The sequence below is a fragment of the Acetobacter senegalensis genome (assembly GCF_001499615.1).
In the GTDB taxonomy this organism is placed as follows: Bacteria; Pseudomonadota; Alphaproteobacteria; order Acetobacterales; family Acetobacteraceae; genus Acetobacter; species Acetobacter senegalensis.
Map to the genome: position 1 here is coordinate 3,667,088 of NZ_LN606600.1, position 24,212 is coordinate 3,691,299.

Here is a 24,212-nt window from a genome sequence, read left to right on the forward strand (position 1 = left end):
CAAAGCAGATCGGTCAAGCCGTTGTGTTGTGCGATTTTATCCACCTTGTGCCACACATGCCTGTGTGCAGTGATTTTTGTGGCACAAACGACGCGGAAGAGGGCAATTGAAACACATGAATGCTGATTACTCGACCACCAGCCTCCGTGAAAATCAGTCCGGGCAGACGGACGACTTTGCACAGGCACGCAATCTCATGGTTGATGACCAGCTACGGCCCTCCGAAATCACAGACCCACAGCTTTTGAAAGTTATGCGCACATTACCGCGAGAAGAATGTGTGTCTGCCACACAAAAAACAATTGCCTATGCGGATGTGAATGTGCCCCTAGGAGCCAGCCGCGTTCTTGCCCAACCGCTCACCACCGCACGGCTGGTACAATCCTGCTTCACCACTAATTCACCCAAAAATGCTCTTATTATTGGTGCTGCGACTGGTTATACGGCTGCAATTTTTGCGCACTTAGGCGCGCAGGTAACAGCGCTGGAAGCTGATCCTGATCTAGCAGAAATCGGACAGAAGTTTTGCCGCCTTCATGCACCGTCAGTCACGTGGACGGTTGGTCGTCTGGATGGTGGATACCCACCCAATGCACCATATGACCTGATTTATTTTGAAGGGACGATTTCTGACATCCCAGACTTTTGCGAGAATCAGCTGAATGACGATGGATCTGTTGTTGGTATGTTGACTACATCAAGCGGCATGGCATCAGGTTTTCAGGCCTATCGCGACTCTAATTCTTCCAAGATTTTCACCAAGACCTTTTTATTTGACGGCTTTCTGCCCCCATTGCAGGGACTTCCTCAAACCTCTCCGTTCAAGTTTTAAAATTGAGATGTACCTCCGGGAAAATAGAGGGAGTGTGTTTTTCGCTTTTAAGTGATAGAAATTCGTCCTGCATCGTGCCATGTAATGGCAGCATGAATATTTGGTCATTTAAGTGGGAGAAGCACATGAGGCGTATTTGCGGAGTGGGCATCGGCTTAACAGCCGCGCTTTGCAGTTCCACCGCGTGGGCTCAGAAATATGATGGAAGCGGCTCCCCGACCTTTGTGCCGCACACACTGCAGGAAGCACTTGCTTCTGCTTATCTGACCAACCCGACCTTGCAACAGGCCCGCGCAACGTTACGCGCAACTGACGAACAAGTACCTACAGCCTTGGCTGGCTGGCGGCCGACCGTAACGGGCAGTGTCGGCTTAAGCTATTATAAGGGACAGAACGACTATCAAGGTAGTGCCGATCAACCAGGCTATTTACGGATATATGACACACCTGGCTATACCGCAGCCCTAACCATCCAGCAGCCCATTTACAGTGGCGGTAAGACGACAGCAGCTACCCATCAGGCTGTTAACAAAGTGATGGCCGCTCGGGCCAATCTGATTTCCGTGGAACAGCAAGTCTTCAAAAATGTCGTGAACGCCTACGTTAGCGTTATTGAAGACGAACAACTACTCCAGCTCAATATCAACAATGAGCGGGTTTTGCAGCAGCAGTTACGCGCAACCAACGAGCGCTTCCGGGTGGGCGAAATCACCCGCACAGACGTGGCACAGGCAGAATCAGCTTACGCAACCGCCAAAGCTGCGCGCCAGCAATCTGAGGGAACACTGCAGACTGCCCAAGCAACCTATATGCAGATTGTAGGAATGGCTCCTCCACCTAACCTTGTGCCGCCTCAGCCGCTTGTTCTGCCGGTAAAAAATGAACAGACTGCCGCGGCGATGGCCGTGCGGAACAACCCGGACGTTATTAACGCTCTTTTCACCGAGTCTTCACAGAAAGACGCCGTTTCTGTCGCAATCGCGGCAATTATGCCGAAAATCTCAGCGACCGCAGCGTATTCCCGACAAGTCAACCAGCAGCTGAATCATCAGATTGATGAAAACAAGTACGCCATGCTGAACTTCAACATTCCAGTCTACCAAGGCGGGTCGGAATATGCTGCCGTTCGGCAGGCCAAGCAGCAGGTACAGGCCGCTCATCGGGAGGTCGATATTCAGCGCCGTACGGCAGCGCAGGATGCTGTTTCCAACTGGCAGAAGCTAGTCTCTTACCAAGCTGCCATTTCCAGTAATCGGGCCGCTATCCGGGCGGGGACCGTTGCTCTTGACGGCGTGGAGCGTCAGGCCATTGTTGGAACCAGCACTACTCTGGAAGTTCTTCAGCAACAGGAAACGCTTTTGCAGGCTCAGGTTGCACTGGTGCAGAGCCTCAGCAATATGGTTCTGTCCTCCTATAATGTCGCGGCGGCTATCGGGCGTCTTACTGCTGCAGACCTGAAACTGAATGTGCCCCTTTATGATGACAAAGCCTATTATCAGGCTGTAAAAGACCGGCTATGGGGAATAAACGACTACGCAGTCAATCAGCCAGGTCGTTAATCCCTGAGAACAGTTGTTCAGCAGGAATTTTTTGATGACATCATCTCATGAGTCGGAAGAAACAGGCCAGTCTGTTGCGGATGTGTTGTCATCCATAAGACAGGTGCTGCATAATGAGCACCTTGCCGCTCAAAACGCCTCAACATCTTCGATCGCTCCGGAGGACGAAGATGACGATATTCTTGTGCTTTCTCCTGCCATGATGACTGAAGACCCCACTGTTCCTTCGTCTGGGGGCGTAAAGTCAGCAACAGATGATGAAACTGACACTGGACAGCCCGTTAGTTCAGAGGCAATAAAACAGAAGCATGACAGTCATGCAGATGGACTGGATAAGAACACGCAGGTTGTGGCGCATGGGGGACCATCAAGTATCTCTCCGTCAGAACATGCGGACGGTAACGAGGTTCTGTCTGTTACTGATCTCAGACAAATTGAACTGATTGATAAGGCTCAAAATATGTCCGGTTCCCTGCCGATTCCGCTGAATGACGAAACCATTTCCGATACGGGAAGTTCGTTTTCCGTTCTGCAAAAAACCCTTCAGGAAAAATACCTGAGAGAGCATGAGGAGAGAAAAGTGGCTATCACGCATGAAGGTTCTCTGACGGTCGAAGATATCGTGCGTCAGGAAGTACGTGTTTTCCTCAAGAAATGGCTGGATGCCCATCTGGCAGGAATCGTGCAGGCGGCTGTCCGCAAGGAAGTGGAACGTCTGACCCAGCGCGGCCTGTAAGCCATGCGCCTATTCCTCTTTCCTGCCTGAGTTCAGGAGAGAGGACTACGTGGTCTCTTCTTGATATGCAGGATTTTTCGATTCTGCTTGAGGCGGGGGTATAATATACCTTCCGCCTTTTTTACGTTTTCTGGTTGGATATGATGCTGAACAAAACGTTTGAGCCTGCTGAAACTGAAAAGCGCCTTTACACTCTGTGGGAAAGTCAGAGAGCCTTTTCTGCTCAGCCCGCGAGCACCAAAAAACCTTTCACCATCATGATCCCGCCGCCGAACGTAACAGGCACCCTGCATATGGGACATGCGCTCACGATGACATTGCAGGACACGCTGGTTCGTTGGAAACGGATGCAAGGCTTCGACACCCTATGGCAGCCAGGTACAGATCATGCCGGCATCGCCACACAGATGGTCGTCGAACGTGCATTGGCAGCAGAAAACACCACACGCAAAGAGTTGGGCAGAGAGGCATTCACCCAGCGTGTCTGGCAATGGAAAGAAGAATCCGGCGGCGGAATTACGCGGCAGCTTCGTCGGTTAGGGGCGTCTCTCGATTGGCCGCGTGAACGCTTCACAATGGATGAAGGGCTATCCCGTGCCGTCAAGGAAGTTTTTGTTACGCTATATCAGGAAGGCCTGATCTATCGCGACCGCCGGCTTGTGAACTGGGACCCTGTTTTCCGTTCCGCCATCTCGGATCTGGAAGTTGAAAGCAAAGATGTTGCTGGCAAGCTCTGGTACATCCGTTATCCGGTAGAAGGGCTGACCGATACCAGCATTACGGTTGCCACTACGCGCCCGGAAACCATGTTAGGCGATGTGGCTGTCGCCGTGCACCCTGAAGACGAACGCTACACCGGCCTGATTGGCCGCTCCGTACGCCTCCCTCTCACGGGACGTCTGATTCCTATCGTGGCTGACCTTCACTCGGACCCGGAAAAGAGAACGGGGCTGTTAAAATTACGCCCGCCCACGACTTCAACGACTTTGAGGTGGGGCGTCGACACAACCTTCCAATGCTGTCCGTTCTGGACGAAGAAGCGCGCATAACGCTCGACGAGATAGAAAACGAGCTTGAGCCGGTCTCTGGGCTGGCTGACCCTCATTTTGTCAAAACATTGAACGGTCTTTCACGCGAAGAAGCGCGGAAGGTTATCGTTGCCGAACTGGAAGCTCTGGGTTGGCTGGAAAAAATAGAGCCGCATCGCCATCAGGTGCCTCATGCAGAACGTGGCGGGGCAGTGATCGAACCTCGCCTGACAACACAATGGTACTGTGATGCCGGGAAACTGGCTGGCCCGGCTATCGAAGCCGTAACAAGTGGCAAAATCACATTTATTCCCAAGCAATGGGAAAACACGTTCTTTGCATGGATGCGGGATATCCAGCCATGGTGTATTTCCCGCCAGTTGTGGTGGGGGCACCGTATCCCGGCCTGGTATGGTCCGGACGGGCACGTATTTGTCGCGCATGACGAAGCTGGTGCCAACACTCAGGCACTCGCACATTATGGTAAAGCCGAACCGCTTACGCAGGACGAAGATGTTCTTGATACCTGGTTCTCGTCTGGGCTGTGGCCGTTTTCCACATTGGGCTGGCCTGATAAAACCCCTGAACTCGCCCGTTATTACCCGACCGATGTTCTGGTAACAGGTTTTGACATCATTTTCTTCTGGGTCGCCCGCATGATCATGATGGGACAGCACTTCATGAAAGATGTGCCGTTCCGCCATGTCTTCATTCATGGGTTGGTCCGCGACGAACGCGGACAGAAGATGTCTAAAAGCAAAGGGAACGGGATTGATCCCCTTGATCTGATTGACGATTTTGGCGCTGATGCGATGCGTTTCACGATCTGTGCGCTGACCGGCATTGGCCGCGATGTCAAACTGGGTCGGAAAAAAGTTGAAGATTATCGTGCCTTTGTCACCAAGATATGGAATGCCGCGCGCTTCTGCGAGATGAATGGCGTAAAGGCGCAAGCGGATTTTGATCCGACGACGGTAAAATCACCGCTCGGCCGCTGGATAATCACGGAAGCTTCCACCGCCATTCAGGACGCCACCAAGGCGCTGGAAGTCTATCGTTTTGATGAATATGCGCTCACCTGTTACCGCTTTGTATGGAACCGCTTCTGCGATTGGTTCCTCGAATTTGCCAAACCAGTGTTTGCCTCAGCCGATGCAGCAGAAGCCGCCGAAATTCGTGGGGTAGCGGCTTATGTGCTGAACATCATCTTACGCCTCCTTCAGCCCGTAATGCCATTTGTTACAGATGACCTGTGGCATGCGTTTGGTTTCGGTGCTGAAGGAAGTCTGATTTCGGCATCTTGGCCCGAACCAGTCGCATTAACAGGTGCCGAAAGTGCGCTCGCTGAATGCGACCAGATTATCCGCCTGATTTCAGAAACACGGACGGTACGCTCAGAAATGAACGTTCCTCCCTCTCAAAAAGCGCCCGTCTTTCTGAAAGATGCAAAGCCGGAAACTATTGCTCGCGCCGAGCGCTGGAAAGAGGCCATCGGTCGTATGGCGCGCGTTTCTGAGATCGCCGCCTTGGAGGGAGACGTTCCGCGCGGATCGGCTCAGGCCGTTGTCGATGAAACGACACTGGTTATTCCTCTGGAAGGATTGATCGATATCACAGCCGAACAGGACCGGCTTAAGAAAGAACTGGCAAAAGCTGAGGATGAAATTCAGAAAACCGAGAAAAAACTCGGCAACGAAAATTTTGTGACCCGCGCAAAGCCCGAAATTGTAGAAGAAATGCGGGAGCGTCTGGAAAACCAGCAAGGTGAAAAGGTTCGCTTGCAAGCAGCCCTAGCGCGGATTGGCTGATCCAGACCGTAATAAAAAGGCTGATTAGCGCCTGAAAAGCGCGCTGATCAGTCTGTTCCACGCGTTTTATTTTGTCATGTTAGCGCTTCATCGGAGAACGAAATGCCTGATACAGCAATTCTTGGTGGTGGATGTTTCTGGTGTGTCGAGGCCGTTTTACGGGATATGCGCGGCATTTTATCCCTGACACCTGGCTATGCGGGCGGCTCCACGGATCACCCAACATACAAGCAAGTATGCAGCGGAAATACAGGGCACGCTGAAGTTGTTAAGGTCGAGTTTGACCCACACACCATCAGCTATGACGATTTACTAAGAATTTTCTATACCCTGCATGATCCGACAACGCTCAATCGGCAGGGCAATGATATCGGCACCCAGTATCGGTCCATCATCTTTTATAAAGATGAGCAGCAGAAAGAGGGGGCTCTGGCGGTCAGAGCTGAAATTGAAAAGCAAGACCTGTGGGAAGCTCCCTTGGTTACCGCGATAGAACCACTCACAACCTTCTGGCCCGCCGAGGAAATGCACCATGATTACTATGAGCGGAACCCCGGAACTGGCTATTGTGCAGCGGTAATTGCTCCGAAGGTTGCAAAAATGCGGAAAGTGTTTGCCGCTCTTTATTCCGCGTAGGCGGAATAACTACTCCACACCGTCATCTTCCAGAAAAAATCGGTCGCCTTCCTCGTCAAAATCGAACAGTTCGGCAAACCGCGCCCAGCCCACTACAGTCTGGAGCGTTTGCCGGGCGTAATCGGGGGACATGGAAACCTCCAGTTCATCCCGAAAACGCTCCGCATTGGCGGTATGCGTTGGCCGTTCGTCCAACACACTGCGAATCGTTTTGACCAAGGGAACGTGGTGGATGAGTGCATGACCCATGATGGCTTTACGCTCATCAAGATCACTCAGAACAAAATGGACACCTTCGTTCGTCAGAAGGATGTCGCCGTCTTCAAGCTCGGCAAGACCGAGAAGCTCCAACGATTCTCCCAGCGGAAACAGATCATCAAGTTCAAGCTGCAATTTTTCGGCTAACATCGGCAGATCTGCCCGACCATTGAGGGGAGGGGCAGCCAGTGCCTCCATCATGCCGATCATCATGGTGATGGAAACCTGTGGAAGAGCCTTGAATATGGGCTCAGGTTGTGCAGCCTGACCTTGCCCAGACGTGATATCCGCTTCCGAAACAATCGGCGCACGCTGTGTCATGAGAGCATAAATATGATCGACAAACTGCCGAAACGCTGCATCTTCCCTGTTCCGAGGATGAGCAAAAGGCACAGACAGAATATGCGCTATCCGCCCGGGATTTGAGGAAAAAATCATGATCCTATCGCAGATCAGAACGGCTTCCTCAATATTGTGCGTCACTACCAACATGCCCTGCACGGGTAGTTTATTTTCTGACCAAAGCTCCACCAGATCGGTACGCAGATTTTCCGCCGTTAGAACATCTAGAGCCGAAAAAGGCTCATCCATCAGGAGAAGGTCAGGCTGCACAACGAGGGCTCTGGCTAACCCGACGCGCTGCTGCATCCCGCCAGACAGCTCTTTGGGCCACGCGTTCTCGTATCCGCCAAGTCCAATCAGATCTATGGCATTTTCCACTCGGCGATCACGCTCAGCGCCGTGTATCCCCTTCGCTTCCAAACCAAGCGCTACATTTTCCTCCACAGTCATCCATGGGAAAAGTGCGAATGACTGAAAGACCATGGCAATGCCTGGATCGGGTCCTTCCAGAGGTTTCCCCTGCCACAGCACTTCTCCAGAAGTGGGTGTCAGAAGTCCTGCCAAGATACGCAAAAGCGTGGATTTTCCTGACCCAGAACGCCCTAGTAGCCCAACCATCTCTCCTGAATGAAGGGAGAGACTCACATCATCCAGAACTTGGAGATCAACAGCACTATCTTTGTGATAGGCTTGGGAAATGTGCCGCGCCTCTATCAGGATAGCGCTTTTTGCACCTTCCTGAGCATCAGGAAGAGGGGAGATCATATACCTAATTCCCGTCAGCTAAATTTGAGCCTGCGATAAGCGTATTCTGAAAGTGGACGCCAGACCACCCAGTTCATGGCCATCACAAAAAGAGACATGATGACAACACCAAGCGCCACCCGGCTGGTAGAGCCTTCAACCGTAGCCTGAGCAATATAGCTACCAATTCCGTGCGCTTTGAGGGTTATATCGCCCCACTGCGCCATTTCTGAAGCAACGGCCGCATTCCACGCTCCACCGGAAGCTGCCATCACACCAGTGAGATAATAAGGGATGATGCCCGGTAGCATGATCTTACGCCACCATAACATCCCGGAAACATTAAAATTGCGCCCCACTTCCAGCAATGCGCCGGGAAAGGAAGATGTGCCGCCAATAACATTGAACAGAATGTACCACTGAGCCCCCAGGATCATAAGCGGCGTCAACCAGATATCCGGCACGAGATCAAAGCGGATAATTCCAACCACAAAAATTGGGAAAAACAGATTGGCGGGAAAGGCAGCGCAATATTGCACAACAAGTTGCGCGCGCCGCGCTCGTGCAGAATCAAGCCCAAGCCAGACGCCCACAGGCACCCAGATAATCGAGGCCAGACAGACCATGCTCACCACGCGCAACAGGGTGATGCATCCCAACATAAAAACATGAAGAATTTGCCTCGATGTGTAGAATGCCGAGGCATAAGTGCCTGCCTGCTCTAATGCAGCAAGCAAGATAACAACCCACACGCTCCACCATAACCAGCGAGCAGCCACCGGCTGCCCTTGCTGTGAGGGCGGCCTGAATCGCCCCCCCAACGGCAAGGTTCCCAGGTTTCTGGCCACACCCAAAATCATATCCCCGAGTAAACTCAAAAGCCGCGTATGACGCAGCGTTCTAAGTATCCACGGTTCTGGGACGCTCGCTGTCGATGGGCCGACTTCCAGACGGAAGCGCGTCGCCCAAGAAGCCAAAGGTCGGAATACGATCTGATCATAGGCAAGGATAACCAGAAGCATTGCTACGATCGCAGCAAGAACCGCCCAAATATTACGCTGGGTGATAGCCACCCCCACGTACGAGCCGATCCCCGGCAGCACAATGTGGGTATTTCCCACAGTAATGGTCTCTGAATAGACAACCATAAACCACCCGCCAGCCATAGACATCATGGAGTTCCACACCAGCGACGGAACAGCACATGGCACTTCCAGCCGCCAGAATTTTTGCCAGCTTGTCAGCCCAAAACAGCGTGCGGCTTCCTCCAGTTCATCAGGCACATTCTTAAGAGACTGATACATGCCCAAAGCCAGATTCCAGGCTTGGCTGGTAAAAATGGTGAAAATGGCTGCAAATTCAGCCCCAAGCACCCGTCCCGGAAACAGTCCAAGGAAAAAGGTCACGGTGAAAGTCAGAAAGCCAAGAATAGGGACGGACTGCAAGACATCCAGCAAAGGGATGAGCACCTGCTCCGCCCGACGGTTCTTGGCGGCCAGCGTGGCGTAACAAAATGTAAAAACAAGAGAAAGCGCTAAGGCCGCAAACATTCGCAGCGTTGTACGAAGCGCATAGCCCGGCAGATAAGCAACATTCAGATGGAGGGGCGCCATGGTGGGAGAAGAAAGGGGCGCAAGCATGTGTCGCACCGAATTCCCAACCAGGATGGCAACCCCAACCACACACACCAGCAAGAGCGCATCAAGGCTATTCAGATGGCGGACGGAAAGGGAAGAAAAAGATGCTTGGGGTCTAAAAGAAGTCTCGGGTTTGGTCGCCGTCATGGCAAACCTGTTCCTGTACTGCCAAAGCCACCGCTACCGCGTTCTGTTTCATCCAATTCAGCGCATTCAGCCCATGACACACGCTCCACGGGGGCAATGACGGCCTGGGCAATACGCATACCGCGTTCAACCGTAAAAGCCTGCTCGCCCGCATTGAGCATGATCACCCCGACTTCTCCGCGATAATCCTCATCTATGGTACCAGGAGAATTGGGGAGAATAATTCCGTGCTTGAGCGCCAAACCGGAGCGGGGACGAACCTGTAATTCGTAACCAGGAGGGAGAGCAATACGCAGCCCGGTCGGCACCAGAGCACGCCCCCCAGGCGGTAGTGTGACAGGCTCTTCAACCGCTGCCACAAGATCCATACCTGCAGCCCCGGCTGTTGCGTAGGAAGGAAGAGGAAGATCCTGAGCATGCGCAAGGCGCTGAACCCGCACTGTAAGGCCGGTATTCCGGGAATCAGGTGCGGGCATTTATGTACTCCATCTGTGGTTTAGAAATCAGATTTACTACAAAACCAATCTGAAATGGAGAGGGCAAGCCTGCGCGCCACCTCTTCTTTTGTCATCCGTGGCCAGTATTCAACACCATCTTGCGTTATGAGCAGAATCTGGTTTTCGAGGCCACCCATCACATTGGTAGCCGGACTGACGTCGTTCGCAACAATCCAGTCACACCCTTTGCGTGCCCGTTTGGCGATAGCATAGGATTCCACGTTTTCCGTCTCGGCCGCGAACCCTACAACGAGACGCGGTCGAGAGGCGGATGGCATGGAAAGGTCAGCAAGAATGTCTGGATTGGCCACCAGAGAAAGCGGCGCAGGCACATCGCTACGGTCTTTCTTTTTCATCTTCTGGTTCGCTTCGGAAGCAGGCCGCCAGTCAGCCACTGCCGCCGTGCAAACAGCAACGTCCTGAGGTGGAAGCCCCATGACGGTCGCCTGCATATCGCGGGCAGTTTCACAGGGAATCACCTCAACTCCTGCCGGAGCCCGTAATTCCGTTGGTCCGCTGACTAATGTAACATCCGCACCCAAATCAGCCAAGGCATCCGCTATGGCGTACCCCTGCCGACCCGACGAGCGATTTGCCAGATAACGGACGGGATCAAGCGGTTCATGCGTTGGTCCTGCCGTAACCACCACTTTCTTTCCCGCCAGAGGAGTTTCCTCTTGCCGCACACGCTGCCGGAAAAAACCGATTACCGCATCCATTACATCGTTCGGCTCAGCCATACGTCCGGGCCCAAATTCTCCACAGGCCATCGGCCCTTCTACAGGAGGGACCATGATTACGCCTCGCTGGGCCAACACTGTCAGATTGGCTTGTGTCGCAGCATGGCTCCACATACGCACGTTCATGGCGGGAGCGATCATGACAGGTGCATCTGTTGCCAGAAGAACCGTACTGGCCAGATCATCCGCCAAACCATGAGCCATTTTTGCCAGCAGATTAGCTGAGGCAGGACATACCACGATAAGATCAGAGGAGCGGGAGAGGGCAATGTGCCCCATTTCCTGCTCGGCTGTCAGCGAAAACAGGGCGGTATGTACAGGTTGCCCCGTCAGGGCCTGAAGGGTGAGGGGAGTAACAAACTGACTTCCCCCATCGGTAAGCACACAACGCACCCGCACATTCGCCAACATGAGCAGCCGTATCAATTCCGGCACCTTGAATGCCGCAATGCTTCCGCTCACAACCAGCAAGACGGAACGACGAGGCTGCTCGGTCATGTGGCTTACAGACGCCAACCAGAATGGATGGCGGCAATACCTCCCGAGAGCGACTGGTAGCGAACATGGGAGAGACCAGCTTCGCGGAACATATCCGCCAATGTTTCCTGATCAGGGAACATACGGATGCTCTCTGCCAAATACTGATAGCTCTCACGGTCCTTGGCTACCAAATTCCCCATAGCGGGAAGAACCTTGAAGGACCACGCATCATAGATAGGCGAGAGCGCAGCCACCTGAACGCGCGAGAACTCAAGGCACATAAAACGCCCACCGGGCCGCAGAACGCGCCGCGCCTCACGAATAACAGCCAGCTTATCTGTGCAGTTCCGCAGCCCGAACGCGATTGAAACGCGGTCCACAGACATATCCTTGAGCGGTATCGCCTCGGCATCAACCACACAGAAGGACAAATCGGACACGAACCCGCGGCTCACCGCACGATCCCGCCCAACTGCCAGCATACTGGCGTTAATGTCCGTCATGATAGCTGGGCCGCCGCCGCCTTTGAGCCAGCCGAAAGTGATGTCACCCGTGCCGCCAGCCAGATCCAGCAAGGATAGCCCCGGCTGAGGGCCAAGTTCCGTCACGAATATCCGTTTCCAGACACGATGGATGCCCAGGGACATCAAATCGTTCATCACATCGTATTTCCCCGCCACGCTATCAAATACGGCGCGAACGAGGGGCTTTTTTTCTTCCTTGCGAACAGAACGGAAACCAAAATCAGTTTCTTCAGCGTGCACGGCGGAAGACTCAGGGGAGGGCGCAAAGCTATTGTCGGTCATGGCCATACCCTATACCCTGCTTTTTACTCATGCCGGAACTCCCTGAAGTCGAAACCGTGATGCGTGGTATGCAGATTGCTCTGCAAGGCCGCGTCATTCAAACCGCCATCATTCGCAGATATGATCTGCGATGGCGGATTTCCGCCGATTTTTCTCAACGCATATCGGGACGCAAGGTTATAGGCTTTCGCCGTCGCGGAAAATATATTCTCATGCGGCTGGCGGGAGATCTGTCCGTTATCCTGCATTTGGGTATGTCCGGACGCATAGTTCTCGATTCTGATAAGACGCCAGCGCCTCACGAGCATGTGGTGCTTGTTACTGATGACGGGAAAAGATGCGCCTTTGTTGATCCGAGGCGTTTTGGGATGATCGACGTTCTGCCGACGCCTATGGAGGACACATACCGCCTGCTCTCAGGAATGGGACCCGAACCGCTAGACGCCGACTTTTCCTCTTCAACGCTGGAAAATGGCCTCGCACGTAAAAACGCCTCCATAAAAACGGTTTTGCTGGACCAGAAGATTGTTGCCGGACTGGGGAACATTTATGTGTGTGAAGCACTGTTCCGCGCTGGCATTCACCCTGAAACACCAGCTGGCACGCTAAAGAAGAAGCAGATCAGACTTCTACACGAAGCCATCCAGAGTGTCCTGACAGAAGCCATTGCCGCAGGCGGTTCCAGCTTGAAGGACTATGTCAGGCCCGAAGGTGGTCTGGGCTATTTTCAGCACGCATGGAAGGTTTATGCCCGCAAGGGACAGGCATGCCCGGACTGCCCGGGACTTCCTGAATGTGAAGGCGTGCAGCATATGACCCAGGCAGGACGCTCCACCTTTTTCTGCCCCCTTCATCAGGGAAAAAGGTAATTTCCACGGCACTTCCCTGCGAAGATACTTGACTGCGCCTACCTCTCTGGATTACAGCACCGCTACTCTTTTGGCCGACGTGGTTTTGCCGCGACGGCGCTCATTTTTTGTGCTGGACAGAATAGAACACATGGCGAATATCGCTTCAGCGCGTAAGCGCATCCGGCAGACCGCTAAGCGGACTGCCCGCAACACTGCTCGCAAGTCTCGTATGCGCACCTTCATCAAAAAGGTGGAAACTGCAATTGCGGCTGGCAATCAGGAAGAAGCTCGCGAAGCTCTGCGCCTGGCCCAGCCGGAAATCCAGCGCGCAGCAACCAAGGGTGTTGTTCATCACAACACTGTGGCCCGCAAGATTTCCCGCCTCTCCGCCCGCGTTAAAGCCCTGGCATCTGCCTAAGCTTTAACGGGCCATTGCGGCCTTATTTCTTGCGCTTTGACAAAGCCGAATCATCGTTAGGTGGTTCGGCTTTGTCTTTGTACACCACGCAGTCCAGCATGGCTGAAATGATCGGGCAAAAAGGTAGATTTTCGTTGCCCGAGCGTGAGCCTTACATTAGTTTCGGCAGATAGTCTCAACGCAGGAACAGCGTGCTGTCTGCCTGTCTGGCCGCCTTGTTTCAAAGCGGCATGAGATTTGCCGGAAAAGGCTGCCTGGTTGTCGCGCAAGCGGCACCTTTATCGTAAATCATGCGCGGCCAACCGCGTTTTATGACCGCTCGGGAGCATAGATGACAATCGGAGTGGACGATGATGAAAGCGCCTTCTCACGCATGGATGACAGCAAAGCTGTTGAGGAGTCATGGCTTCGCATCTGCTCAAAGCTGAAAGGAGAGGTCGGCGAGGTTGAATATCGCACCTGGTTGACCAAGATTGCGCTCGGCCCGATTGATGGCGACGAAATCACTCTACTTCTGCCTACTCGCTTCCTACGTGACTGGGTTCGCAGCCAATACGGCGACCGGCTGAGCGAGTTATGGAATCAGGAAATCTCCTCCATCCGCCGCGTTGAGCTTCAGGTCGCTCGCCCCGGAGATCCGGTCGCGCCCCCCATCATGCTGGATGAACAGGTCTCATCAACAGCACCTACGATGGCCGCCGGCAATGACACGGAAGAAGCGCCGCGCAACCCACCAGAAGTCAAGAGCGACATTGTCGCATCGCTGGATACACGCTTTACGTTTGATACGTTCGTCGTCGGCAAGCCGAATGAATTTGCCTATGCCTGCGCACGACGTGTTGCAGAAAAACCATCCAGCGTCGGGTTCAATCCGCTGTTTCTATACGGCGGTGTGGGCTTGGGCAAAACGCACCTGATGCACGCCATAGGTGCCGAACTGCTTCAGCGCGGAAACGTTTCTGTTGCCTATATGTCGGCAGAAAAGTTCATGTACCGCTTTATTGCCGCCATCCGTTCGCAATCCACCATGGAATTCAAGGAGCAGCTCCGCTCTGTGGATGTCCTGATGATTGACGATCTGCAGTTTCTGATCGGCAAGGACAACACGCAGGAAGAGTTCTTCCACACATTTAACGCCTTGGTGGATGCCGGCCGCCAGATTGTGGTCTCTGCAGATAAATCCCCCTCTGATCTATCTGGCCTTGAAGACCGGCTGCGCACCCGGCTTGGCTGCGGTATGGTGGCCGATATTCACGCCACAACCTTTGAACTGCGTATTTCCATTCTGGAAGCCAAGGCGGCAGCATCCGGTGTTGTCGTGCCAGCAAAAGTCCTGGAATTTCTGGCACATAAAATTACGTCTAACGTGCGGGAACTGGAAGGCGCTCTTAACCGCCTGATTGCCCATGCCAATCTGTTTGGGCGGCCCGTAACGCTGGAAGCGACGCAGGATGTGCTCCATGACATTCTCAAGGCGCATGATCGTCGGGTTACAATTGAAGAAATTCAGAAGAAAGTAGCGGAGCACTGGAACATCCGCCTGACGGACATGTCCTCCGCTCGTCGCGCCCGCGCCGTAGCACGGCCGCGACAGGTGGCGATGTATCTTGCCAAGCAATTAACCAGCCGGTCATTGCCTGAAATCGGCCGTAAGTTCGGTAATCGCGATCATACAACCGTCATGCACGCCGTCTCACGGGTTGCCGAACTCATGGAGCGGGATGCGGCATTCGCTGAAGATGTGGAGTTGATGCGGCGCATGTTGGAGAGCTGATTTTTCAGATTTTTCCGGTGGTTGCAGCTTTATTTGCAGTCCACGAGGATTGACTGATTTGAGCCGGCTGATAGGTTTTGGCGGAATGATTTTCAGGCTCCCATGAATTCCCGCCGGGGGCTGGCACGCAGGGAAGAGGCATAGATGAAGTTTTCGGCTGAGCGCGCAACACTGCTCAAGGCTTTGGCGCATATCCAGAGTGTAGCGGAAAAGCGCAATACCATTCCGATCCTTGCCAATGTCCTCATTCATGCGGCAGATGGCCAGCTGAGCCTGAAGGCAACCGACATGGAAATCGAGGTGGTGGAGGTCATTCCTGCCACCATCAAACGGGAAGGGGCGACAACAGCCCCAGCTGCAGTGCTTTACGAAATTGTCCGCAAATTGCCGGATAACGTGCTGGTTGAACTTGATCAGGCAGACGGCGACACGCCTTTGCAATTGCGGGCGGATCGCTACGCAACCCGCCTGAACGTTCTGAGCGTGGACGATTTCCCTTCCATGGGGGCCGGGGAGCTGCCGTGTCGGTTCAAGCTGAACGCTGGCGTTCTGCGTTCTCTGATCGATAGGACGCGTTTCGCCATTTCCACGGAAGAAACACGCTATTATCTGAATGGTATCTTTTTCCATGCAGCAGATGCGGATGGCGTTCCGCTGCTTCGTGCCGTGGCGACAGATGGACATCGCCTTGCCCGTGTTGAAACCGATTTACCAGAAGGCGCCGCAGAGATGCCGGGCGTTATCATTCCGCGTAAAACGGTTGCCGAACTGCGCAAGTTGATTGATGAGGCACCAGAAGAGATTGAAGTCGCTCTTTCTGAAACGCGCGTTCAATTCACAGCTGGTTCCATCATGCTGACATCCAAGCTGATTGACGGCACATTTCCGGAATATGATCGCGTTATTCCCCGCAACAACAACCGTATCCTGCGCGTAGGGAAAAAAGATTTCTCTGATGCTGTGGCCCGTGTGGCTGCCATCAGTCAGGAACGGTCTCGTCCCGTTAAGCTCACGCTTGAGCCCGGCCTTTTGACTCTTTCCGCCAGCAGTCCGGAGCAGGGTGTCGCCAAGGAAGAATTGGACGATAACCGCATTTCCTACGATGCTGAATCCTTGGAAATCGGTTTTCAGGCACGCTACCTGAACGACATAACTGATCAGGTGGAAAAAGAAGTAGAATTTGCCTTTTCGGATAGTGCTGCTCCGACCATTGTCCGGGATGTTGACAGCCCTTCAGCACTCTATGTGCTGATGCCCATGCGCGTCTGATTATCCGCGCTACACCGCGCCATTGCATGATCCTTCACAAAAGGGAAAAACGGCATTTGGCGCGGATACCTTGCAAGCGGATCTTCCTCCAGCATTCTGCTTTCTAGCTGGATCCGCCTATGCCACGACTTCTCAAGCTCACTCTCACCCATTTTCGGAACTATGACCGTCTGGTGTGGGAGCCTGATTGCCCGCTTGTTGTCCTGACAGGGGAAAACGGCAGCGGCAAAACCAACCTGCTAGAAGCTCTTTCCCTTCTTGCGCCCGGACGCGGCCTACGCAGGGCTCCCTTAACGGACCTTGGGCAGACTGGAACCTCAGAATGGGGTATTTCTGCCCGCGTCACCCAAGGTGAAGAAATCCTTGAATTGGGGACGGGAGTGTCAGCCGGAAATAGCACCGCGAAACGCACCTATCTGCTTAACGGGCGACCGGCCCGCACTCGGGGCATTATAGAAGATACCCTCTCGGCTGTTTGGATAACGCCTCAAATGGACCGCCTGTTCAGTGAAGGCGCATCAGGTCGGCGTCGTTTCCTCGACAGATTGGTAATGGGTGTTACGCCAGATCACGCCAAACAGTTGCTGGCGTACGACCGCGCCATGACTCAACGCAACAAATTACTCCAGACACGCTATTCCGAACAAAGCTGGTTAGCAGGCCTGGAAGCCTCCATGGCACGGCATGCCATAGCTGTGGCGGCAGCCCGCACTGACCTGGTGCAGCAGTTAAACCAGTTTTCTCAAACCAGCCTTGGGGCCTTTCCTGCATCCCGTCTGGTTCTGGAATGTGAACTGACACAGCAATTAGACCAACATCCTGCCTTATGGGTGGAAGACTGGTTCAAGGAGCAACTCTCTTTAAGCCGGGAAGAAGACCGTGAACGAGGACGTACAGGCAGAGGAGCACATCGGAGCGATTTTTCGCTTTCAGATTTTGCAACAGGCCAACCAGCAGCCACAGCCAGTACAGGTCAGCAAAAATCCATGCTACTCGGCATTGTTCTGGCTCATGCGCACCTCGTAACAGACCACCGAGGCGCGCCGCCGCTACTTTTATTAGACGAACCTCTTGTCCATCTGGATGAAAAGCGGCGCAACGCCTTGATGGAAAATCTCCGCTCTTTTGACACGACCACCATCCTGACCGGAACGGATACTGCGCCCTTTACCCCGTTACGTGATGCAGCGCAGTTTATTTCTCTGAAAAATGGTGATTTTCTGCCATAAAGAGAGAAATGCCTGCTTACAATCTGGCCTCAGTTGAATGGGCGGAGTATAAGAATTCAAACAGGTTTTATTCTTTCTTCGCCGGAGTACCCTTCGCTTATGACTGACCTTTCTCAGCCCACGCCATCTACCGGTATGGAAGAAGAATATGATGCCGCCTCCATCTCTGTTCTGAAGGGTCTGGACGCCGTACGTAAACGGCCTGGTATGTATATCGGTGATACGGATGATGGCTCTGGCCTGCACCACATGGCCTTTGAAATTATTGATAACGCCGTGGATGAAGCGCAAGCAGGCTACGCAACCGAATGCGTCGTTACTCTCAATGCTGATGGGAGCGTTACCGTTCGGGATAATGGGCGCGGCATTCCTACCGACATTCATGCAGAAGAAGGAATCAGTGCGGCCGAAGTCGTGCTGACCCGTCTCCATGCGGGCGGTAAATTCAACCAGAATTCTTATAAGGTTTCCGGTGGTCTGCACGGGGTGGGGGCTGCCGTTGTCAACGCTCTTTCAGAAAAGATGGAAGTGCGTATATGGCGTGGCGGAGTGGAACACGTTATCCGCTTCCAGCACGGCGAGCGGGAAGGGCCACTGGAAGTTGTCGGCCCCTCAGAACATGAGCGCGGGACCCAAGTTACCTTCAAGCCAAGCAATCAGACTTTCCCCAAAACAGAATTTGATTTTGTCATTCTGGAACGCCGCCTGCGCGAACTGGCTTTTCTTAACTCAGGCATGAAGATCGTTCTGCGCGATCAGCGTAGTGAGGAAAAGAAAGAAGAAACCTTCTATTATGAAGGTGGGCTTGAAGCCTTTGTGGAATGGCTTGACCGCGCACGCACGCCTCTGGTCACGCCGCCCATCACTGGCAGCCTCGAAAATTCGGAAAACGGCATCAAGGTTGAATTTGCCCTCACATGGAACGACAGTTTCCATGAAACAATGCTGTGCTTCACCAACAACATTCCCCAGCGGGACGGGGGAGCACATCTGGCTGGTTTCCGGCAGGCACTGACCCGCATTGTTGGCAAATATGCTGAAAGCATTGCCAAGAAGGATGCTCACTCTCTGGTTGGGGAAGACATGCGCGAAGGACTGACGGCAGTTCTTTCTGTAAAAGTCCCTGACCCCAAATTTTCCTCCCAGACCAAGGACAAACTGGTTTCCTCTGAAGTGCAGCCCGTTGTGCATGCCGCGGCTGCCGACATGATTGGTCACTGGTTTGAAACTCACCCCAAGGAAGCCAAAATTGTGGTTTCCAAAGTACTGGATGCCGCTTCCGCTCGAGAAGCCGCCCGCAAGGCACGCGAACTGACGCGCCGCAAAGGGGTGCTGGATATTTCCTCTCTTCCGGGCAAACTGGCTGACTGTCAGGAACGGTCTCCTGAAAAAGCTGAAATCTTCATAGTCGAGGGTGATTCTGCAGGTGGGACGGCTAAACAGGGCAGGGACCGGCGTTTTCAGGCGATCCTGCCTCTCAAGGGTAAAATTCTGAATGTTGAGCGGGCTCGCTTTGATCGGATGCTCGGCTCAGCTGAAATTGGCACCCTGATCACCGCACTGGGCACCGGTATCGGCCGAGGCGAGGCTGATCAGGGCGGTTTTTCCATTGAAAAGCTTCGTTATCATCGCATCGTCATCATGACAGACGCCGACGTGGATGGTTCTCACATCCGCACCTTGCTGCTGACCTTTTTCTTCCGTCAGATGCCGGAACTGATTGAGCGCGGCTATCTCTATATTGCCCAGCCACCACTCTATCGGGCTAAACGCGGAAATGAAGAACGGTATCTGAAAGATGACGCCGCTCTGGAACAGTATCTGCTCGATAAGGCACTGAATAATGCCCTCTTCGTTTACAGCGACGGACGCGAAGTAAAAGGGGAACCGCTTGAAGCTGATCTGCCGTTTATCCGGCAGACCACCCAGGCCATTGCACGTCTTGCGAACAAAACACCCACCTGGATTATTGAGCAGGCGGCTCTGGCTGGTGCCCTCACATCTGATCTGGCTACGCTTCAAAGTCGCGTACCCGACCTGCAAAAACGTCTGGATGCAGTTTCTGCCGAGACAGAACGCGGGTGGAAAGCGGTCGCCAGCGATGATGGTCTGGAACTGGCACGCAACGTGCGTGGGGTAGGGGAAGTCTACCGGATTGAACCGACCGCGCTGGCAAGCAATGACGCACGCTGGCTCACAAGTCAGCTTGAACGGCTGCAGAAGGATTTCGGGACTGGCGTTGTTCTGCGTCACGAAACAACTGAAGTCTCTCTGGCCGGGCCGTCAGGATTATATACCCGTCTTCTCGCTCAGGGCCGCCGTGGCCTTGCCATTAACCGCTTTAAAGGCTTGGGCGAAATGAATGACGAACAGTTGTGGGAAACCACTCTGGACCCCGCCATGAGAACCCTTCTTCAAGTCAAGATTGGGGATGTGGAAGAAGCAGGGCAGGTATTTACCACCCTTATGGGTGATGTAGTGGAACCACGCCGTGACTTCATTGTTGGCAATGCGCTAAAAGTTGCCAATCTGGATGTCTAAAAGACTTACGTCATACTAAGCACAACAAAAAAGGAGGCCTTTCAGCCTCCTTTTTGTTGTGATCTCTTATTTTCCACTTAACATCGCACGCAATTATAAGTGCATGTGGAAAAACAAACTCAGTCCAGATTTTTGATAAGCCCATCAATTTTTTTAAACTGCGCCAAAAGGGTCGGCAAAGACCTGATAGGCAACATATTCGGACCATCACTTGGCGCACGATCCGGGTCTTCATGGGTTTCGATAAAGAGCGAAGCAACCCCCACTGCAAGAGCCGCACGGGACAGAATTGGGGCGAATTCCCTTTGCCCCCCAGAACTCCCCCCCAAGCCACCAGGTTGCTGTACGGAATGCGTAGCATCATACACAACCGGATAGCCAGTTTGCGCCATAATCGGCAAACCGCGCATATCGTTAACCAGCGTATTATAACCAAAGCTGGTACCACGTTCGCACAGCATTATCCGCTGATTACCTGTCGAAGCAATTTTGGCCGCCACGTGCTTCATGTCCCATGGCGCCAGAAACTGTCCCTTTTTTACATTGACCACGGCACCAGTCTGGCCAGCAGCCAGAAGCAGATCGGTCTGCCGACACAAAAACGCTGGAATTTGCAACACATCTACGGCTTCTGCCACTGGCGCACATTGCTCTGCCGCGTGCACATCTGTCAGGACGGGTATATTCAGGATTTCACGAATGTCCGCCAGAATACGCAGACCCTGCTGCATACCAACCCCCCGTGCGCTGGAGAGGCTGGTACGGTTTGCTTTGTCATATGAGCTTTTATAAATCAGCCCAATTCCCGCTCCCTCACAGATCTCTTTCAACGCCGTTGCCGTTTCCATGGCGTGCACCGCTGACTCAATCTGGCAAGGGCCTGCAATCAGCACAAAAGGCTGATCATTGCCGACCGTAAGGGAATTGATCTGAAAATTATGCCCTACGTTGCTCATACCAGCCGGGCTTTTTCTAGAGCAGCACCAATAAACCCGGAAAAGAGAGGATGCGGCGCAAAAGGACGGGACTTCAGTTCAGGATGGTACTGTACAGCCACAAACCATGGATGATCAGGATATTCGACCACTTCAGGCAGAATACCATCCGGAGAGAGACCGGAAAACTTCAGGCCAGCCTTTTCCAGTTGATCACGATAGTGAATGTTCACCTCGTAACGATGCCGATGCCGTTCCCGAATAGACGTAGCGTTATAGATTTTTGCAACGCGAGATCCATCCACCAAGGAAGCCGGATAAGCCCCCAGACGCATGGTTCCGCCAAGCTCACCCCCTTCACTCCGACGCAGGCGCTCGGCACCACGAGCCCATTCGGTCATAAGACCAATCAAAGGCTCTTTGGTATAACCAAACTCGGTTGAGGAGGCATCAGACAAGCCTGCCAGATTACGAGCGCATTCAATAACCGCCATCTGCATGCCAAAGCAGATCCCCATAAAGGGAATTCCATTCTCACGCGCATAACGAATGGCGGCAATTTTGCCTTCTGAACCACGCTCGCCAAATCCACCGGGAACAAGAATGCCATGAGCCCCCGACAGCCGCTCCAATGCTCCGTCTGATTTTTCAAGAGCCTCAGCTTCAACCCAATCAAGCGTGACCTTCACCCGATGGGCAATACCGCCATGCAGCAGGGCTTCGTTGAGGGATTTATAGCTATCCAGCAGAGCGGTATATTTGCCCACCACGGCAATACGGACTTCACCGTCTGGATGGCGGATGGCATCAACAATTTTGCCCCATCCTGTCAGATCCGGTTCTTCCTCAAATGGCAGACCGAAATATCTCAGAACCTCGTTATCCATGCCTTCAGCATGATAGGAGAGGGGGCAGGAATAGATCGTATCCACATCCCGGGCGGCAATAACAGCTTCCGGTCGCACGTTACAGAAGTTGGCAATCTTGCGGCGCTCCGTATCCGGAATTGCGCGGTCACACCGGCACAACAGAATTTGCGGCTGAATACCCACATTCTGAAGTTCTTTCACAGAATGCTGGGTAGGCTTTGTTTTCAGTTCACCTGCGGACGGGATCCACGGAAGAAGCGTGAGGTGCACCACCATGGTCTGGTCCTGTCCCAGATCATTCCGAAGCTGCCGAATGGCTTCCAGAAAGGGCAGGCTCTCGATATCCCCCACGGTACCGCCGATTTCGACCAAAACGAAATCAACGTCATCCGTGTTGGCGACAACAATATCCTTAATGGCATCGGTAATATGCGGGATAACCTGAACGGTCCCGCCCAGATAATCACCCCGCCGTTCCCGCGCAATCACATCGGAATAGATCTTGCCGGTGGTTGTGTTGTCTTCCTTGGTGGCGTTGACACCCGTAAAGCGCTCATAGTGGCCCAGATCGAGATCCGTTTCAGCGCCATCATCTGTCACAAATACCTCACCATGCTGGTAAGGGCTCATGGTGCCGGGATCAACGTTCAGATAAGGGTCCAGCTTGCGCAGGCGAACTTTGTAGCCCCGCGCCTGCAGGAGAGCTGCAAGAGCTGCGGATGCAATGCCCTTTCCGAGAGAGGACACCACACCACCGGTGATAAATACAAAACGGGTCATGGACAGACTTCCTACACGGACAGGACCGGGTGGGTAAAGGTGGACACACGAATTCCTCCGCAGCTTTCAGCAAGCGCAGAGGAATAGAGACAATTCATCCCTCCACTCCTTGTGGGAATGGAGGGAAGGATTTCATTTTATGGCTTGGCGGGCTCGGCAGCCTGCGGGGCAGGCTGAGCCGGAGCAGGGGGAACTGACGGAGCTACCGCCGGGGCGGGCATTGTCGCTGCAGGCGGCTGCGCCAGAATATCATGCCCATCTCCACTTACTGCGCCCCGATTAAGAACCGCCAAAATAAGCGAAAGCAGCATGAACAAACCGGCAAGAACTGCGGTCGTCCGTGTCAGCAGGTTGGCCGTACCACGACCGGACATGAACGCCCCCATACCCTGACTGCTGCCAATTCCAAGCCCACCACCTTCACTGCGCTGGATAAGCACAGTGCCGATCAGGGCGATGGTGACACAAAAATGCAGAATCAGCAGGGCAGTGGTCATGGTGTATTCCAGGTAAAATGCTGAAATCAGGCAGCCGAAGCCGCGCCGACAATGGAAAGAAACGCCTCGGCCTTCAGGCTGGCACCCCCGACAAGCGCTCCTGCTACATCCGTAATGGACAGAATGGAAGCCGCATTCTTATCATTAACCGAGCCGCCATACAAAATTCTTATTGTTTTGCCGGATTCACCAAACTGACGAACCAGTTCCTCACGCAGGAATTTCATGGTTTCGGCAATTTCATCAGTTGTTGCGGCACGGCCCGTCCCGATCGCCCAGATCGGCTCGTAAGCAAGAATGCCTGAAAATCCATCGGGCAGGGAGCCTTTGATCTGCCAACCCAGCGTATCAAAATGCTCACCGCTGTCACGCTGATCTTCTGTCTCGCCAATACACACGATAGGTGTCAGGCCAGCCTTGCCTGCGGCCACGGCTTTTTCCCTAACGGTTTCATCCAGCTCGCCATGTTCCTGCCGCCGCTCGGAATGACCGAGAATAACGTAGGACACACCCAGATCCGTCAGCATGGGGGCAGAGATATCGCCCGTATGCGCGCCAGAGGCATCCTTGTGACAGTCCTGAGCCCCAAGAGCCACAGATGTCGTCTTCAGGGTATCTGTCAGCAACGCCAACTGGGTAAAGGGAGGGCAGATCACCACATCCGGAACGGACGCTGGCAACCCTGCAAGCAGAGCCTGCACAAGCGCCTGCGAGTCACGGCTGGTCCCGTTCATCTTCCAGTTGCCGACGATAATCTGTCTGCTCATGTCTGTTTCCTTACCCTGTTGCACATCACCGC

The 24,212-nt window shown here is 53.6% G+C and carries 19 protein-coding genes and 1 pseudogene; 11 read left to right on the plus strand and 9 right to left on the minus strand.

Features of this window, described 5'->3' with window-relative positions; genetic code table 11:
• Positions 1 to 196: 196 nt before the first annotated feature.
• From ASN_RS16835 to msrA, 5 genes and pseudogenes are all read left to right on the plus strand, one after another.
• Complete coding sequence (locus tag ASN_RS16835) at positions 197 to 832, plus strand: protein-L-isoaspartate O-methyltransferase family protein (protein ID WP_058989431.1); 636 nt, start codon at positions 197 to 199, stop codon at positions 830 to 832.
• Between the two features lie 125 nt (positions 833 to 957).
• Positions 958 to 2,391, plus strand: coding sequence for a TolC family outer membrane protein (locus ASN_RS16840; RefSeq protein WP_058988900.1), 1,434 nt, complete (start codon positions 958 to 960; stop codon positions 2,389 to 2,391).
• Between the two features lie 34 nt (positions 2,392 to 2,425).
• The gene (locus ASN_RS16845) at positions 2,426 to 3,127 is read left to right on the plus strand and encodes a DUF2497 domain-containing protein (protein ID WP_099048326.1); all 702 of its coding nucleotides are present in this window, start codon (positions 2,426 to 2,428) and stop codon (positions 3,125 to 3,127) included.
• Positions 3,128 to 3,270: 143 nt separating this feature from the next.
• Positions 3,271 to 5,963 (plus strand): annotated as a pseudogene (locus ASN_RS16850) (valine--tRNA ligase).
• Between the two features lie 102 nt (positions 5,964 to 6,065).
• Positions 6,066 to 6,599 (plus strand): peptide-methionine (S)-S-oxide reductase MsrA, encoded by a 534-nt coding sequence (gene msrA, locus ASN_RS16855; RefSeq protein WP_058988902.1) that lies wholly within the window; start codon positions 6,066 to 6,068, stop codon positions 6,597 to 6,599.
• 9 nt (positions 6,600 to 6,608) lie between these two features.
• Here the strand turns inward: msrA and ASN_RS16860 are convergent, their stop codons facing one another.
• Genes ASN_RS16860 through ASN_RS16880 form a run of 5 tightly spaced genes read right to left on the minus strand, consistent with a single transcriptional unit; the run spans position 6,609 to position 12,250 of the window.
• A complete protein-coding gene (locus tag ASN_RS16860; RefSeq protein ID WP_058988903.1) occupies positions 6,609 to 7,964 on the minus strand; it encodes an ABC transporter ATP-binding protein in 1,356 nt (451 codons plus the stop codon).
• Between the two features lie 14 nt (positions 7,965 to 7,978).
• Positions 7,979 to 9,727 carry an ABC transporter permease gene (locus tag ASN_RS16865; protein ID WP_058988904.1) on the minus strand — a complete coding sequence of 583 codons (1,749 nt, stop codon included), beginning with the start codon at positions 9,725 to 9,727 and terminating at the stop codon, positions 7,979 to 7,981.
• Complete coding sequence (dut, locus tag ASN_RS16870; RefSeq protein ID WP_058988905.1) at positions 9,724 to 10,203, minus strand: dUTP diphosphatase; 480 nt, start codon at positions 10,201 to 10,203, stop codon at positions 9,724 to 9,726. The genes ASN_RS16865 and dut overlap by 4 nt, the downstream gene beginning before the upstream one ends.
• A 20-nt stretch (positions 10,204 to 10,223) precedes the next feature.
• Positions 10,224 to 11,462 carry a bifunctional phosphopantothenoylcysteine decarboxylase/phosphopantothenate--cysteine ligase CoaBC gene (gene coaBC / locus ASN_RS16875; RefSeq protein ID WP_058988906.1) on the minus strand — a complete coding sequence of 413 codons (1,239 nt, stop codon included), beginning with the start codon at positions 11,460 to 11,462 and terminating at the stop codon, positions 10,224 to 10,226.
• Between the two features lie 5 nt (positions 11,463 to 11,467).
• Positions 11,468 to 12,250 (minus strand): class I SAM-dependent methyltransferase, encoded by a 783-nt coding sequence (locus ASN_RS16880; protein ID WP_039904448.1) that lies wholly within the window; start codon positions 12,248 to 12,250, stop codon positions 11,468 to 11,470.
• Positions 12,251 to 12,279: 29 nt separating this feature from the next.
• Between ASN_RS16880 and mutM the strand changes: the two genes are divergently transcribed.
• From mutM to gyrB, 6 genes are all read left to right on the plus strand, one after another.
• Positions 12,280 to 13,119 (plus strand): bifunctional DNA-formamidopyrimidine glycosylase/DNA-(apurinic or apyrimidinic site) lyase, encoded by an 840-nt coding sequence (gene mutM, locus ASN_RS16885; RefSeq protein ID WP_058988907.1) that lies wholly within the window; start codon positions 12,280 to 12,282, stop codon positions 13,117 to 13,119.
• Between the two features lie 130 nt (positions 13,120 to 13,249).
• Positions 13,250 to 13,519 carry a 30S ribosomal protein S20 gene (gene rpsT, locus ASN_RS16890; RefSeq protein ID WP_039904438.1) on the plus strand — a complete coding sequence of 90 codons (270 nt, stop codon included), beginning with the start codon at positions 13,250 to 13,252 and terminating at the stop codon, positions 13,517 to 13,519.
• A gap of 331 nt (positions 13,520 to 13,850) precedes the next feature.
• A complete protein-coding gene (gene dnaA, locus ASN_RS16895; RefSeq protein WP_058988908.1) occupies positions 13,851 to 15,293 on the plus strand; it encodes a chromosomal replication initiator protein DnaA in 1,443 nt (480 codons plus the stop codon).
• 144 nt (positions 15,294 to 15,437) lie between these two features.
• Positions 15,438 to 16,562 (plus strand): DNA polymerase III subunit beta, encoded by a 1,125-nt coding sequence (gene dnaN, locus ASN_RS16900; protein ID WP_006558718.1) that lies wholly within the window; start codon positions 15,438 to 15,440, stop codon positions 16,560 to 16,562.
• A 119-nt stretch (positions 16,563 to 16,681) separates the two neighbouring features.
• Positions 16,682 to 17,791 (plus strand): DNA replication/repair protein RecF, encoded by a 1,110-nt coding sequence (recF, locus tag ASN_RS16905; RefSeq protein WP_058988909.1) that lies wholly within the window; start codon positions 16,682 to 16,684, stop codon positions 17,789 to 17,791.
• 99 nt (positions 17,792 to 17,890) lie between these two features.
• Complete coding sequence (gene gyrB, locus ASN_RS16910) at positions 17,891 to 20,332, plus strand: DNA topoisomerase (ATP-hydrolyzing) subunit B (protein ID WP_058988910.1); 2,442 nt, start codon at positions 17,891 to 17,893, stop codon at positions 20,330 to 20,332.
• 119 nt (positions 20,333 to 20,451) lie between these two features.
• On the opposite strand, the gene kdsA is transcribed toward gyrB, so the two are convergent.
• The 4 genes from kdsA to tpiA all read right to left on the minus strand — a co-directional run bounded on the left by kdsA (position 20,452) and on the right by tpiA (position 24,180).
• On the minus strand, positions 20,452 to 21,288 hold the full coding sequence (gene kdsA / locus ASN_RS16915) for a 3-deoxy-8-phosphooctulonate synthase (RefSeq protein WP_058988911.1): 837 nt from the start codon (positions 21,286 to 21,288) through the stop codon (positions 20,452 to 20,454).
• Positions 21,285 to 22,916, minus strand: coding sequence for a CTP synthase (locus tag ASN_RS16920; RefSeq protein WP_058988912.1), 1,632 nt, complete (start codon positions 22,914 to 22,916; stop codon positions 21,285 to 21,287). Before ASN_RS16920 ends, kdsA begins: the two co-directional genes overlap by 4 nt.
• A gap of 137 nt (positions 22,917 to 23,053) precedes the next feature.
• Entirely contained in the window at positions 23,054 to 23,413 is a 360-nt protein-coding gene (gene secG / locus ASN_RS16925; protein ID WP_058988913.1) for a preprotein translocase subunit SecG, read from the minus strand.
• Positions 23,414 to 23,439: 26 nt separating this feature from the next.
• Positions 23,440 to 24,180 carry a triose-phosphate isomerase gene (gene tpiA, locus ASN_RS16930; protein WP_039904445.1) on the minus strand — a complete coding sequence of 247 codons (741 nt, stop codon included), beginning with the start codon at positions 24,178 to 24,180 and terminating at the stop codon, positions 23,440 to 23,442.
• Positions 24,181 to 24,212 lie beyond the last annotated feature (32 nt).

Coding starts and splice junctions, on each gene's coding strand:
- ASN_RS16835 (WP_058989431.1), top strand. CDS start 197: ATGGTTGATGACCAGCTACGGCCCTCCGAAATCACAGACCCACAGCTT.
- gyrB (WP_058988910.1), top strand. CDS start 17,891: ATGACTGACCTTTCTCAGCCCACGCCATCTACCGGTATGGAAGAAGAA.
- msrA (WP_058988902.1), top strand. CDS start 6,066: ATGCCTGATACAGCAATTCTTGGTGGTGGATGTTTCTGGTGTGTCGAG.
- ASN_RS16920 (WP_058988912.1), bottom strand. CDS start 22,916: ATGACCCGTTTTGTATTTATCACCGGTGGTGTGGTGTCCTCTCTCGGA.
- tpiA (WP_039904445.1), bottom strand. CDS start 24,180: ATGAGCAGACAGATTATCGTCGGCAACTGGAAGATGAACGGGACCAGC.
- mutM (WP_058988907.1), top strand. CDS start 12,280: ATGCCGGAACTCCCTGAAGTCGAAACCGTGATGCGTGGTATGCAGATT.
- recF (WP_058988909.1), top strand. CDS start 16,682: ATGCCACGACTTCTCAAGCTCACTCTCACCCATTTTCGGAACTATGAC.
- ASN_RS16840 (WP_058988900.1), top strand. CDS start 958: ATGAGGCGTATTTGCGGAGTGGGCATCGGCTTAACAGCCGCGCTTTGC.
- ASN_RS16880 (WP_039904448.1), bottom strand. CDS start 12,250: ATGACCGACAATAGCTTTGCGCCCTCCCCTGAGTCTTCCGCCGTGCAC.
- secG (WP_058988913.1), bottom strand. CDS start 23,413: ATGACCACTGCCCTGCTGATTCTGCATTTTTGTGTCACCATCGCCCTG.
- ASN_RS16865 (WP_058988904.1), bottom strand. CDS start 9,727: ATGACGGCGACCAAACCCGAGACTTCTTTTAGACCCCAAGCATCTTTT.
- dnaA (WP_058988908.1), top strand. CDS start 13,851: ATGACAATCGGAGTGGACGATGATGAAAGCGCCTTCTCACGCATGGAT.
- kdsA (WP_058988911.1), bottom strand. CDS start 21,288: ATGAGCAACGTAGGGCATAATTTTCAGATCAATTCCCTTACGGTCGGC.
- dut (WP_058988905.1), bottom strand. CDS start 10,203: ATGCCCGCACCTGATTCCCGGAATACCGGCCTTACAGTGCGGGTTCAG.
- rpsT (WP_039904438.1), top strand. CDS start 13,250: ATGGCGAATATCGCTTCAGCGCGTAAGCGCATCCGGCAGACCGCTAAG.
- coaBC (WP_058988906.1), bottom strand. CDS start 11,462: ATGACCGAGCAGCCTCGTCGTTCCGTCTTGCTGGTTGTGAGCGGAAGC.
- dnaN (WP_006558718.1), top strand. CDS start 15,438: ATGAAGTTTTCGGCTGAGCGCGCAACACTGCTCAAGGCTTTGGCGCAT.
- ASN_RS16845 (WP_099048326.1), top strand. CDS start 2,426: ATGACATCATCTCATGAGTCGGAAGAAACAGGCCAGTCTGTTGCGGAT.
- ASN_RS16860 (WP_058988903.1), bottom strand. CDS start 7,964: ATGATCTCCCCTCTTCCTGATGCTCAGGAAGGTGCAAAAAGCGCTATC.